Source organism: Flavobacterium johnsoniae UW101 (assembly GCF_000016645.1).
GTDB classification, from domain to species: Bacteria; Bacteroidota; Bacteroidia; order Flavobacteriales; family Flavobacteriaceae; genus Flavobacterium; species Flavobacterium johnsoniae.
Genome location: NC_009441.1, coordinates 766777 through 781027, shown reverse-complemented (window position 1 = coordinate 781027; position 14251 = coordinate 766777). Strand labels below are relative to the sequence as shown.

The following is a 14251-nucleotide window of genomic DNA, read 5'->3' as shown; positions in this document are numbered from 1 at the left end:
GCATTTTTTTATTTATAAAGAACAAAAAACAAATACTGTCGTTTGTAGTATATTTGTCTATCTGAAAATATCAAATAATGGTAAAAAGATTTCTGTGCTTTTTGTTTTTCCTTTTATTTCAATTTGGCTTTGCTCAAGGTCAATTGTCGTGGCAGGGTTATTTTTCGTTTAATGAAATAAAAGATATTTCAGAATCTTCAACAACGATTTATGCAGCTTCAGAAAATGCATTGTTTTCTAAAAATTCAGCTTCAAATGCTTTAAAAACAATCACAACCGTTGATGGTCTTTCCGGACAAACTATATCTGCGGTTTATTACAGCCAGGCTTTTAAAAAAACAATTACAGGTTACGAAAACGGACTGTTGACTGTAATTAATGAGGCTGACGGCAGTGTGATAAAAAAAGTAGACATCATTAATAAACAATTACCTACAAGTATTAAAAAGATAAATCATTTCTTAGAGCATAATGGTTTATTATATGTTTCCTGCGATTTTGGAATTGTGCAGTTTAACTTGACTACTTTACAATTTGGAGATACTTATTTTATAGGTGATAATGGAGCTGAGATAAGTGTTAAACAAACAGCTTTTTATAACGGATTTATTTTTGCCGCGACTTCCAGTGGTATTAGAAGAGCAAGTATTACAAACCCAAATTTAATTGATTTTAGCCAATGGGCAGTTGTAAACTCTGGAGATTGGTCAGGTATAAATGCATTGGATACTGAATTGATTGCCGTAAATTCAACAGGAAATATACATAGATTCAATTCAAGTACCTTTGTTGGATTTTTACAATTACCACAGCCTTCTGTCGATATGCGTGTGGTAAATCATAATTTATTTATTACAACTGCCAATACCACTTATGTTTATAATAATCAGATGGTTTTGAACCGTCAAATTGTAAACTCACAGCTTCCAGAACTTAATTTAACTTTTTCCTGTGCATCGGCTGTAGGAGATGTAATTTATATCGGAACAAAAGAAAAAGGTCTGTTTTCTTCTGCACTTTCAGGAATTGGAACTTTTGAAAACAATACGCCCGATGGTCCAATACGCAATAATATTTTTTCAATTGATGCTTCGCCAAATTCACTTTGGGCTGTCTATGGAGATTATGATATTAATTATAATCCTTATTCCTTAGATAGTTATGGGATAAGTAAATTTAGTAACTCAAAATGGTTAAATATTCCATATTCAGAAGTTTATGATGCTAAGTCAATTACGCGTGTCATTGTAAATCCAAATAATGAAAAGCAGGTTTATGCAAGCTCTTTTTTCTCTGGATTGCTGCGAATAGAAAGTGATATTCCCAATCATTTGTTTAATGAAAAAAACAGTGGTCTAGAGTCAATTACTTTTGAAGGGCCGACTTATATCGATGTTCGTATAAATGGAACTGCTTTTGACAAATCAGGAAATCTTTGGGTGACCAACAGCCGTATCAAAAACGGATTGAAAGTTTTAAAAACAAACGGAGATTGGGTAAGTTATGCCACAAGTACAATTTTAAATAATGCCGAAAGTAATAATTACGCCAATATTGTTATTGATAAAAATAATACAAAATGGATCTCAACTTATAATGACGGTGTAATTGCATTTAATGAAAATGGTAATGTTTTTAAAAAGATAACTACTGGAACCGATACAGGAAATCTGCCGTCAGCTGATGTTAGATCGGTAGCAGTTGATACAAAAAACCAGCTTTGGATTGGAACAACAAAAGGGTTAAGGGTTCTGTCTAATGTTGGAAATTTTCAAACAGACAGTCAGCTAAAAGCAAATCCAATAATTATTATTGATGATAATCTGGCTCAGGAATTAATGTACGAACAGTTTATTACTTCTATTGTAGTCGACGGTGCTAACAACAAATGGATTGGTACAGTAGATTCAGGAATTTTTATGGTTTCTCCAAACGGTCAGGAAACAAAATATCATTTTACAATTAACAATTCTCCTCTGCCAAGTAATACTATAAATGATATTAAAATTAACAGTTCTACCGGCGAAGTTTTTATTGCAACAAATAAAGGAATGATTTCTTTTAAAGGAATTGCAACTGGTGCTAATGAAGATTTAAATAATGTATATGTATATCCAAATCCGGTTAGGCCAACTTATTCTGGAACTGTAAAAGTTGCCGGCCTAATTGATAAGGCTAATATCAAAATTACAGATATTGAAGGGAATTTGGTTTACGAAACAACTTCAGATGGAGGAACTATAGAGTGGGATACAACTGCTTTTGGAAGATATAAAGTATCGTCAGGTGTTTACATGATTTTTATTTCTGCACAAGATGGCAGCGAAACAAAGGTTAAGAAGGTTATGATTATTCGATAATTTTCAGTTTTATATAATCTACAATCTACAATATAAAATTGTGCAAATCAAAACCAAAGCAATAGTAATCTCATCATTAAAATTTCAGGAAAAAAGCCTGATTGTAAAATGTTTTACGCTTTCAAACGGACTGAAATCTTATTTTGTACGAGATGCGTTTTCAAGTCGAAAAGCAAGTCAGAAAATTGCGTATTTTCAGCCATTATCTATTTTAGAAATCGAAGCCGTCCATAAAAACAAAGGGACTTTGGAAAACTTCAAAGAAATAAAAACGGCAGTTCCTTTTCAAACCATTCATACAGATATCTTTAAAAGCACAATAGTGATGTTTTTGTCTGAAATGCTTCATTATTCTATTCAGGAAGAAGAAAAAAACGAACCGCTTTTTGTATTTTTAGAAACTGCTTTAACCTGGCTGGATCACCATGACGATATTTCTAATTTTCATTTGATTTTGCTTCTGGAAATCACAAAATATCTTGGTTTTTATCCAGATGTTTCTGAAATTGATTTGCCTTATTTTGAAATGAAAGAAGGGATTTTTACACTCTTTCATACTTCAACAGCACTTTCTGAACATGAAACCAATTTGCTTAAAAAACTTCTTGATCTTAAATTTGACAACAGTCAAAAAGTCTTTCATGTTGTTGAAAGGCAGATACTTCTTAGGGTTTTAATTGATTTTTACAGCGCTCACTTAGATGGGTTTAAAAAACCTAAGTCGCTGGATATTTTGAAAGAAATCTTTTCTTAAGAACTGTATCCGATTTTCATATATTTGGCACACCAAAACAAATTTATATGAAAAGAATAATTACTTTTTTACTTCTTATTTTAATAAACCCCGTTTTTTCGCAATCTGTTGATTTAGATCCGTATAGTTTTAATGTATCTTATGTAAACCTTCCTCCAAAACCGGTTGTAGATAGAAAAAACAGAACCTATCATTTAGCCCTTAATCCTACTAGTATTGCCTTGTTTAAAGATGCCAAGGATAATTTGGAATATAATTTTTCTATAGATGGATTTAAAAATGTGCCTTCAGGCGGTTACTTCGAAATTGCGGTTGATTTATGGGATCCTATCACTTTGCCGCTGGGAGTAAGAAAAGTTGAGAATAAAGTAAAAGATTCAAATGGAAAAGAAAGAATTGAAGTTTCTTTTGTGTCTGGAGTTAAAGTGCGAGAATTAGGAAGTTTCTCTGTTAAATGTGCATCTGATGCATCCTTTAATAGAAAGTATAGTTTAGAAAATTCATTTACAATAGAAAATTCATTTTCAAATCCTGATGATGCCCGAAAATTTATTGATGTTGAGATGTATGCAGTAAGAAGTAACTATTTGTCACGCGTTGCTTCAAGTATGGATGTAAGATTGAATCGTGACTATGGTTATAGTGTGGAGCAGATATCAGATTATGTCTGGATTTTAGACTCTAAAAAGCATCCAGAATATGACAGCAGTGTTAAAGCACTTTCAAGCATAAAGGCAATTTTTAATAAAATGGAGTATAATGAAGATGTAGCTCCTTTAAAAAAAGAATTAGAACCTGTAATTGAATACTTTAAAGGAATTGATAAGACTTATGCTGAAGATGAAAGAAGACATAGAAAACTTCGATACGAAGCCTATTTTAATCTGGCTGTTATCTATCATTATTTAGACATGCCGGATGAATCCGATATTTGGTGCGATAAATTAATCGAAAATAAATACGATGCTTCTGATGGAAAAAGCATGAAGCTTAAAAATGAAAGTTTAAGAGAAATTTTTGCTGTAAATCAGGTTACAAGCAGACATATGGATGTTGAAGCCCGAACAAATGGTGTTAAAGAGGAAGAAGTAGATGTTGCTAATTTTGATCCTAATTATTTCCTGAAAAACGATCCAAAATACCAATTGGTTTCTCTTATTCTGACTACAAATGATACCGTTTCCGGATATGCAAAAATAAGAGCATTAGAAAATCTAGACCGAAAAATTTCAGTAAGTATTCCGGATGAAAACGGAAATCATAACCATATTTTCAAAACTTATTTTGCAGATCAGGTTACAAGATTAGTTATCCGTGAAAATGATTTTTATTCAACCGTATCTTTCAAAGAAGCTTTAAGGGCAGGTTCAAAACCGGTCTTTAGATTTGTTCGTGAGATTTTAAATGGTAAAACAATTTCGTTATATGGATATCAAAATAGCGAGATAATCATAAAAAAACAAAATGAAGCTTTTGGTGCATCTACAAGTTCTGTCGGCTGGCAGATGAATACCAAATCTAAGTTTGCTGAGCTCGCAAGGCCTTGTCCAAAATTAGCTGCAAGGGCAAATGGAACAGAATTTCAAAACGATCTTAATTCGTTGATGAAATTTGTAGAAGCATTAGATGCTTGTAAATAAAACTTAATTTTAAATGAAATAAAAAAAGGACTACAGTTTTCAGCTGTAGTTTTTTTGTTTCAAATCTTAACCATTTTTATTCTGTTTTATTTTAAAACCATTTAAAACGTTAGCATTTGTTAAAAATTATGTTATAAATTGGTTCAAAATGGTCTTTTTTCCTTCATCTTTTATCTATTTTCCTCAAAATTCCTTACTTTCGCACCTCGTTTAAGAAAAGGATAAAATGAGTACAAAATTTACTGAATACAAAGGACTTGACTTACCAGCGGTAGCGTCTGAAGTTCTTGATTTTTGGAAGAAAGAAAATATATTTGAAAAGAGTGTAACAACTCGCGAAGGTGCTGAGCCTTTCGTATTTTTTGAAGGTCCGCCTTCAGCAAACGGATTACCGGGAATTCACCACGTAATGGCACGTGCGATTAAAGATATTTTTTGCAGATATAAAACTCAAAAAGGTTTTCAGGTTAAAAGAAAAGCCGGATGGGATACTCACGGTTTGCCTGTAGAATTGGGTACCGAAAAAGAATTAGGAATTACAAAAGAAGATATTGGTAAAACAATTTCTATTGAAGAATATAACGAAGCGTGTAAAAAAACCGTTATGCGTTATACAGACGTATGGAATGATTTGACCGAAAAAATGGGATATTGGGTAGATATGGATGATCCGTATGTGACTTATAAACCAAAATATATGGAGTCTGTTTGGTGGCTTTTGAAACAAATCTACGATAAAGGTTTGTTGTATAAAGGATACACAATTCAGCCATATTCTCCAAAAGCAGGAACTGGATTATCTTCTCACGAAGTAAACCAACCTGGCGCTTATAGAGATGTAACTGATACTACAATTGTAGCGCAATTCAAAACTTTGCCAGAAACGCTTCCGAGCTTTTTACAAGGTTTTGGAGATATCCACATTTTAGCTTGGACGACAACTCCTTGGACATTGCCATCAAATACAGCTTTAACAGTTGGTCCAAAAATCGATTATGTTTTAGTTAAAACATTCAATCAATATACTTTTGAGCCGATTAATGTTATTTTGGCCAAAAACTTAGTTGGAAAACAATTCGGAAAAGGATATTTCGTAAGTGAAGACGACGCTGATTTTGACAATGTGAAAAATGGCGACAAAAAACTTCCATACAAAATCTTAACTGAGGCAAAAGGAGCAGATTTAGTAGAAATTCGTTACGAGCAATTATTGCCTTACGTATTGCCATATCAAAATGCTGAAAATGCATTTAGAGTAATTTCTGGAGATTTTGTTACAACAGAAGATGGAACAGGAATTGTGCATACGGCTCCAACTTTTGGTGCAGACGATGCTAAAGTAGCAAAAGAAGCAAAACCAGAAGTGCCGCCAATGTTGGTTCTTGACGAAAACGGAACAGCAGTTCCTTTAGTTGATTTACAAGGAAAATTCACTTCTCATGTAGGTGATTTGGCTGGTAAATATGTTAAAAACGAATATTACGATGCAGGACAAGCTCCAGAGAAATCTGTAGATGTTGAAATTGCTATTCGTCTTAAAGAAGAAAACAAAGCATTTAAAGTTGAAAAATACGTGCACAGTTATCCACACAGCTGGAGAACTGATGAGCCGTTATTATATTATCCTCTAGATTCATGGTTCATCAAAGTAACCGATGTAAAAGATAGAATGTTCGACCTGAACGAAACTATCAATTGGAAACCTAAATCTACTGGTGAAGGACGTTTTGGAAACTGGCTTAAAAATGCCAACGACTGGAACTTATCTCGTTCTAGATATTGGGGTATTCCTTTGCCAATTTGGAGAACAGAAGATAAAACAGAAGAAGTTATTATCGGTTCTGTTGAAGAATTGTACAATGCAATCGAAAAATCAATCGAAGCAGGTTTTCAAAAAGAAAATCCGTTTAAAGATTTTGAAATCGGAAACATGTCTGAATCAAATTATGATTTAATTGATTTGCACAAAAATGTTGTTGATGCTATCACTTTGGTTTCAGCTTCAGGGAAGCCAATGAAGCGCGAAAGTGATCTAATCGACGTTTGGTTTGATTCTGGAGCAATGCCTTATGCACAATGGCATTATCCTTTTGAAAACAAAGAAAAAATTGATGATAACAAAGATTTTCCAGCAAATTTCATTGCAGAAGGAGTAGATCAAACACGTGGATGGTTCTATACTTTGCATGCAATCGGAACTTTGGTTTTTGATAAAGTAGCCTATAAAAACGTAGTTTCTAATGGTTTGGTTTTAGATAAAAATGGAATTAAAATGTCTAAGAGTAAAGGAAATACCATAGACCCATTTAAAACCATTGCAGAAAACGGTCCAGATGCTACACGCTGGTATATGATTATGAATGCAAATCCGTGGGATAACTTGAAGTTTGATCTTGAAGGAATTGCTGAGGTTAAACGTAAATTCTTCGGAACACTTTACAATACCTATTCATTCTTCTCGTTATATGCAAACATCGACGGATTTAAATACGAAGAAGCTGAAATTCCGTTAAACGAAAGACCAGAAATCGATCAATGGATTATTTCTGAATTACATTCGTTAATCAAATTTGTTGACGAATGTTATGAAGATTACGAGCCAACAAAAGCGACAAGAGCAATTTCTGACTTCGTTCAGGAAAACTTAAGTAACTGGTACGTTCGTTTATGCCGTCGTCGTTTCTGGAAAGGGGAATATGCAAAAGATAAAATTGCGGCTTACCAAACGCTTTATACTTGTTTGCTTACGATCAGCAAATTAAGCGCTCCAGTAGCTCCATTTTTTATGGATAAATTATACCGTGATTTAACAACTTCGACGGGAAGCGAGGATTTTGCTAGTGTTCACTTGGCTGAATTCCCGAAATTTGTCGAAAACTTTGTTAATAAAACGTTGGAAAGCAAAATGCAGAAGGCGCAAACGATCTCATCTTTGGTTTTATCACTGCGTAAAAAAGAGATGATTAAAGTTCGCCAGCCTCTGCAAAAGGTAATGATTCCGGTACTTGACGACAATCAGCGTGCTGAAATCGAGGCGATTTCTGACCTTGTAAAAGCCGAAGTAAACGTGAAAGAAATCGAACTTTTAGATGATGCTTCAGGTATTTTAGTGAAACAGATTAAGCCTAATTTTAAAGCTCTTGGGCCGCGTTTTGGAAAAGACATGGGCTTGATTTCTAAGGAGATACAAGGTTTTTCTGCAGATCAGATTAATCAATTAGATAAGCAGGGAACGTTAGATATTGTTATTTCTGGAAATAATGTAACTTTATCATTAGAAGACGTCGAAATAACATCACAGGATATCGAAGGATGGCTGGTTGCAAATTCAAATGGAATTACAGTTGCACTTGACATCACAATATCTGAGGAATTGAAAAATGAAGGTATCGCGAGAGAATTAGTAAACAGAATTCAGAATATCCGTAAAGATTCAGGATTTGAAGTTACTGATAAGATTAAAGTTCAAATAAAAAGAGACGGTAATTTAGAAGAGGCCGTTCTAAAAAATGAAGACTATATTAAGTCTGAAACATTAACAGATGATTTGGTTTTTGCAGACGCTTTAGAAAACGGCACAGAAATTGAGTTTGATGATATTAAAACAATGATATTAATTTCAAAATAGTTATAAAATGATAGATGAAATTACAAGATACTCTGACGCAGATTTAGCGGAGTTCAAAGAAATAATCCAGGCAAAAATAAAAAAAGCGCAAGAAGATCTTGATTTGATCAAGAGTGCTTATATGAATGATTTAAATAACGGAACAGACGATACATCTCCAACTTTTAAAGCCTTTGAAGAAGGAAGTGAAACAATGTCCAAAGAAGCAAACTCTCAGTTAGCTATTAGACAAGAAAAGTTTATCCGTGATTTAAAAAACGCGCTTTTCCGTGTAGAAAATAAAACTTACGGTATTTGCAAAGTAACAGGTAAATTAATCAGCAAAGAAAGGCTTAAAATCGTTCCTCATGCAACAATGAGCATCGAAGCTAAAAATTTGCAGAGATAATAAAAATTCAGTAAAAATAAACGCTCCTTTTGGGGCGTTTTTTTTTGTTTAATGTTTGTTGAGTTTGAGAAGAATCAATGCTTTGTCTCTTTTGAAAGAACTTGACTACAAACAATAAATGTGAATACAATAAGCAAAGATGCTTTTTGTAAGAAAGTAAAAGTCGTCGAAATAAGATGAAAAAATATTTTAATTAGAACTGTCTTTTTTAAGACAATTCTAATTAAAACTGAAAATTAGGTTTAGGCAAGATTTTTTTCTAAATCAGCTTTGTGTTTTCTTAGAACAGCTCTTGTCATTCCAAGATTTGCTTTGTTTGCATCTGCAGCAAGGTAAATCATGAACTTTTTGTTTGGTGAAATGTCAATAATGTGAATTTGGTTTGAAAGTGTAATCAAGATATCTTCAATATCCTGATTTAAACCTAAAGCTTTTACAGCATTCAGTTTTGCTTTTACTACTTCCAGGTTGTAAGCGGCAGCTAATTCAGGATCAAAAGCAGGGTCAACTGTTATGTTGCCAAAGCTTAATCCTGACTCAATTTCTGTTACAGCTACAGCTATAAAGCCGTTTACGTTGGTTTTCATTTCATTTAAAAACACGTTTAAAAAGTCGTTACTCATAGTTTTTGGGGTTTAGGTGTGGTTAATAGATTATGTTATTTTAATAAAGAATTTTTGCTTAGCTCTGCAGATAATTCATCGGTAGAGTGCATTAATAAGCCAAGGTTGCTTCCTTCTTTTGAAAAAACAATTACGAAGTTTGAACCGCTTATTTTATTTCCGACGACAACCCCATCGGAACTTTTTAAGTAAAGTTGTTTTAAAGCGCCTTTTTCCAGATCAATTAAAAATTTTTCGCTCATAGATAAAATTGCTGCGCTCATAGCTGCAATGCTGTCGCTGTAGTCCAGATTTAAGGAAGTGATTAGTTTTCCTTTTCCGTTTAAAATTAAAGCTGCGCTTGCTTTAGTGTCGACCAAAAAATTGTTTAGAATAGTAGTTATTTCATTCATACTTTTGTAAGGTTTGGGGAAATGTTAAAATTAGTTCGTTTTTGGTAAGGTTTTATAGGTTGTAGTTGCGATTTGTCCTAAACAAGTGTTAATTTTTATTAACAAATATAAATTAAATTATGTATTATTGTAAAACCAAATCGTTAAATATTTTATTTTTTTACTTAAAAAACTTACACTATGGCTAAAGTATTGAAATTCAAAGATGTGAATTCTGACGTCGAACACAGATTGAAGGAATTCGAAAAGTTACGAGTTAAATTTAAAACAGAGGTAAAAAAGGCAGAAGCGAAGAGGGCTGCAGCCGGAAAACCAAGTAAAGGTATTTTTAAATCTATATCGGATTTTTTTACAGACAGCCCGGCAAATACAGTTGCTAAAAAATAGATTTTAAAGTTAAATGCAAAATAAAATGTTTGTATTTAGTTTTATTACAAAACAATTAACGTTCCAAATGGAGCGTTTTTTTTGATTTAATTGTTACTTTTGCGCATCAAAAATTCATAAAATGTCATTACGAAAAGCGTATTTCCTTATATTTTTAGTTTTAATTGTTGATCAGCTTTCTAAAATCTATGTAAAAACAAACTTTGTTTTAGGTGATGAAGTGGTGATTTTTGATTGGTTCAGAATTCATTTTATCGAAAATGAAGGAATGGCCTGGGGGACAAGAATACCTGGAGAATATGGTAAACTAATTTTGACTGTCTTTAGAATCTTTGCAGTATGCGGAATTGGATATTGGTTAGCCGATTCTGTTAAGAAACGTCATTCAACTTATTTGATAGTTTCTATTGCTTTAATTTTTGCCGGTGCAGCCGGTAATATCATTGATTCTGTTTTTTACGGAGTAATTTTTGATGACAGCACACATAATTTAGCTACAATCTTTTCGCCGCATCCGTACGGAACATGGTTTCATGGTTTGGTGGTAGATATGTTTTATTTTCCAATCTGGGAAGGTGATCTTCCAGCATGGCTTCCAATTTTTGGAGGAAAGCATTTTATGTTCTTTAATGCTATTTTTAATGTGGCCGATATGGCGATTTCAACAGGAGTTGGAATATTGCTGGTTTTCAATAAAAGAGCATTTCCAAAACACGCATAAATTATTTTAAAATTCAAAAAATAAATTCCAAATTCCAATATTTGAAAGTGTTCATTGCACACAGGTATTGGAATTTGGAATTTTTCATTATTGGGATTTAAATATTTATTGTGCTATTTTTACAATACAAAAAACCAGAATTATGCAAAGTCCGTCTTTTTCCATTTATGATGCTTCTGCAGGATCAGGAAAGACCTATACTTTGGTTAAAGAATATCTGAAAATTATTCTTTCTTCTCCAAAAAACGATGCTTATCGTAATATTCTGGCCATAACTTTTACCAACAAAGCAGTTCATGAAATGAAAAGCCGTATTGTTGGGAGTTTATCTGAATTTGCCAAAGAAGAGCCTTCTGCGAAAGCGGTTGATTTAATGGAAGATTTATCTCGGGATACCGGGCTTTCAATTATTCAGTTAAAAGTAAAATCTCAAAGTATCATTAAGCATTTAATTCACAATTATGCTGCTTTTGATATTTCTACTATCGATAAATTTACTCACAAAGTCATTCGGGCTTTTGCGCATGATCTGAATCTGCCAATGACTTTTGAGGTTACTTTGGATACTGAAAATTTATTGGTTGAAGCTGTTGATGCTATTATTGCTCAAGCTGGTCAGGACGAAACGCTGACTAAATTGCTGATCGATTTTACGATGGAAAAAACCGATGATGATAAAAGCTGGGACATTTCGAGAGAAATTCTCGAAACCGGACGTTTGGTTTTGAATGAAAATAATCGAAATGAAATTCTTCATTTTAATGATAAGACAATCGAGGAGTTTGTCGAAATTAAAAAGAAAATGCTGGCCTTGTGCAAAGAACTCGAATCTGAAAACGAACAATTTGCAATTGAAGCACTTTCTTTAATCGAGAAAAACGGAATCGATCTAAAATCTTTTTCAAGAGGGACCTTCCCAAATCATCTTGAAAGTATTCGTGACGGGAAATTTAATCCACGCAATAAAACCTTTCATGAATTTGATGATATTGCAATTAATAAAACGGCTAAGGATAAATCTTTAATCGAAAATATAATTCCGGATTTACTTCAAATACTGAGTAAAATCTATAAAAATTTTGAAAAAAGAGATTTTTATAAAGCCTTCCTAAAAAATATAACACCGCTTTCATTACTGAATACAGTCAGCAATGAATTGGCGAAGATTCAATCAGAACAAAATGTTTTGTCTATTTCAGAATTCAATGCGATTATTCACCGCGAAATTCAGAATCAGCCTGCGCCTTTTATTTATGAGCGTTTAGGTGAAAGATACCGTCATTTTTTTATTGATGAATTTCAGGATACTTCCGAAATGCAATGGCAGAATCTAATTCCGCTTATTGATAACTCGCTTTCAGGTCTGGATGATTTAGGGAATAAAGGAACCTTAATGATTGTTGGAGATCCAAAACAATCTATTTATCGCTGGAGAGGCGGGAAAGCGGAGCAGTTTATTGAGCTGAGCAAAGATGTAAACCCGTTCAATAATCCTGATAAGGCAATTAAACATTTAAATACAAATTATAGAAGTTACAGCGAGGTAATTGAATTTAACAATGCTTTCTTTAAATTAATTTCTTCCGAGTTTTCAAATGAAGATTATAAAGATTTGTATGAAAATCACAGCTTTCAAAATACAAATTCAAAAAAAGGCGGTTATGTAAATATTTCGTTTCTTCCGATAATCGAAAAATCAGATTTTGCAGATGAAGAAGAAGTAATTGAAAAATCAGATTTATATGTTTTAGCGACCTTAAATACAATTCAAAAAGTAATTCGAGAAGGTTTTGAATATAAAGATATTGTAATTTTAACCCGCAAAAGAGATCAGGGAATTGCAATTGCAAATTATTTAACAGAACAGAATATTCCGCTTTTATCTTCGGAAACATTAATGATTAAAAATGCAACTGAAGTTCGTTTGATTATAAATCTTCTGAGATATTTAAATAACAATGCAGATTTAGAATCGAAAGCCAATTTTCTTCATTTTTTAGCTGAAAATAAAGAAATTGAATTGCCTGTTCATGATTTTATTGCACAGGGAATGGCTCAAAAATTTGAAGAAGATTTTGAAAAATGGCTTTTAACTTTTGATGTTTCTCTTTCTTTTGAAAATGTTCGAAAAAAATCACTTTACGAAGCCGTCGAAATAATCATTTCTAAGTTTGTTCTGCCATCAGAAGGAAATGCTTATGTTCAGTTTTTCTTGGATATCGTTCTGGAAAGAGATATTCGAAATCAAGCTGGTGTGGCAGATTTTTTAAGTTTTTGGGATAAGAATTCTGAGAAATTCAGTATTCCTTCTCCAGAAGGAAATAATGCGGTTCGAATTATGACAATTCACAAGTCCAAAGGTTTGGAGTTTCCTGTTGTTATTATGCCTTTTGCAGAAGAGGATTATAATCGAAAACCAAAAGATAAATTATGGCTCGATACCGAAGAAACAGATTTGGGAGTTCCAAAAGCTTTGATTGATAACAGCAGTGCTGTTGAAGGATTTGGAGAAAGTGCTTCGATAGTTTTTAATTTGAAAAAACAAGAAGAGCTGTTGGATAATATTAATGTTTTGTATGTTGCATTAACACGTGCCGAAGAACAATTATATGTTATTTCGCAATCTTTAAAAGAAAGAAAAGACGGTGAGATGCCCAATAATATGGCATCTTATTTTATTAAATATTTGATGCATAAAGGAATTTATGATTCTGAGAAGTTAGAATACGAATTTGGAAACAAAATAAGACTTTCAAAATCTGAAAAAACAGTTGATTTAGTAAAAACGATTCCAATTGTAAAAGAAGTTTTAAATCCCAAAAATATAAAAATTGCACAGCGAGAAGCGTTAATGTGGGGAACACATCAGCAAGAAGCGATTTCGTATGGAAATATTGTGCATGAAATCCTGGCTTTCGTTAAAGATAAATCAGATGTTGATCTTGCGGTAGTAAAAGCATTAGAAAATGGTTTGATAACAATAGATCAATCTGAAATGGTTTTAAAAACGCTCAAAGAAATTGTAAATCATCCTGAATTAAGTATTTGTTTTGATGGGAATCATAAAGTTTTAAATGAGCAGACTATTGTGCAAAAAGCTGGTAAAATTCTAAAACCAGACAGGGTAGTGCTGACAAACAATAAAGAGGCTTATCTCTTGGATTATAAAACTGGAGCATTTAATTCAAAATATCAAAAGCAAATTCAAGAATATCAGGATGCAATTGAAGATTTAGGATACAAAGTGTTAAAAAGAGCTTTGATATATATAGGGTCGGAAATTGAAGTGGTAAATTTGTGAAAAAATTAATCAGATGTTAAAGAAATAATGTGGCTTTTTTAGGCTTAAGTTGTTAAT

Annotated in this window: 10 protein-coding genes; 8 read left to right on the top strand and 2 right to left on the bottom strand. The window is 32.7% G+C overall.

The window, feature by feature from the left end; genetic code table 11:
* Positions 1 to 77: 77 nt before the first annotated feature.
* From porZ to FJOH_RS03690, 5 genes are all read left to right on the top strand, one after another.
* A complete protein-coding gene (gene porZ / locus FJOH_RS03710; RefSeq protein WP_012022796.1) occupies positions 78 to 2360 on the top strand; it encodes a type IX secretion system anionic LPS delivery protein PorZ in 2283 nt (760 codons plus the stop codon).
* Positions 2361 to 2400: 40 nt separating this feature from the next.
* Entirely contained in the window at positions 2401 to 3114 is a 714-nt protein-coding gene (gene recO, locus FJOH_RS03705) for a DNA repair protein RecO (protein ID WP_012022795.1), read from the top strand.
* Between the two features lie 47 nt (positions 3115 to 3161).
* Entirely contained in the window at positions 3162 to 4754 is a 1593-nt protein-coding gene (locus FJOH_RS03700) for a hypothetical protein (RefSeq protein ID WP_012022794.1), read from the top strand.
* 226 nt (positions 4755 to 4980) lie between these two features.
* Positions 4981 to 8382, top strand: a complete 3402-nt coding sequence (gene ileS, locus FJOH_RS03695) for an isoleucine--tRNA ligase (protein WP_012022793.1) — start codon at positions 4981 to 4983, stop codon at positions 8380 to 8382.
* Between the two features lie 7 nt (positions 8383 to 8389).
* Positions 8390 to 8770, top strand: a complete 381-nt coding sequence (locus FJOH_RS03690) for a TraR/DksA family transcriptional regulator (protein WP_012022792.1) — start codon at positions 8390 to 8392, stop codon at positions 8768 to 8770.
* A gap of 242 nt (positions 8771 to 9012) precedes the next feature.
* Here FJOH_RS03690 and FJOH_RS03685 read toward each other — a convergent pair whose 3' ends face one another.
* On the bottom strand, positions 9013 to 9393 hold the full coding sequence (locus FJOH_RS03685) for a hypothetical protein (protein ID WP_012022791.1): 381 nt from the start codon (positions 9391 to 9393) through the stop codon (positions 9013 to 9015).
* 35 nt (positions 9394 to 9428) lie between these two features.
* Positions 9429 to 9785, bottom strand: a complete 357-nt coding sequence (locus tag FJOH_RS03680; RefSeq protein WP_012022790.1) for a roadblock/LC7 domain-containing protein — start codon at positions 9783 to 9785, stop codon at positions 9429 to 9431.
* A 180-nt stretch (positions 9786 to 9965) separates the two neighbouring features.
* Here FJOH_RS03680 and FJOH_RS03675 point away from each other — a divergent pair, with 180 nt between their 5' ends.
* From FJOH_RS03675 to FJOH_RS03665, 3 genes are all read left to right on the top strand, one after another.
* Entirely contained in the window at positions 9966 to 10172 is a 207-nt protein-coding gene (locus FJOH_RS03675; protein ID WP_044047458.1) for a hypothetical protein, read from the top strand.
* Between the two features lie 121 nt (positions 10173 to 10293).
* Positions 10294 to 10893 carry a lipoprotein signal peptidase gene (locus tag FJOH_RS03670; protein ID WP_012022789.1) on the top strand — a complete coding sequence of 200 codons (600 nt, stop codon included), beginning with the start codon at positions 10294 to 10296 and terminating at the stop codon, positions 10891 to 10893.
* Between the two features lie 142 nt (positions 10894 to 11035).
* Positions 11036 to 14194: a UvrD-helicase domain-containing protein gene (locus FJOH_RS03665; RefSeq protein WP_012022788.1), complete on the top strand. Its 3159-nt coding sequence runs from the start codon at positions 11036 to 11038 to the stop codon at positions 14192 to 14194.
* The last annotated feature ends 57 nt before the right edge of the window (positions 14195 to 14251 follow it).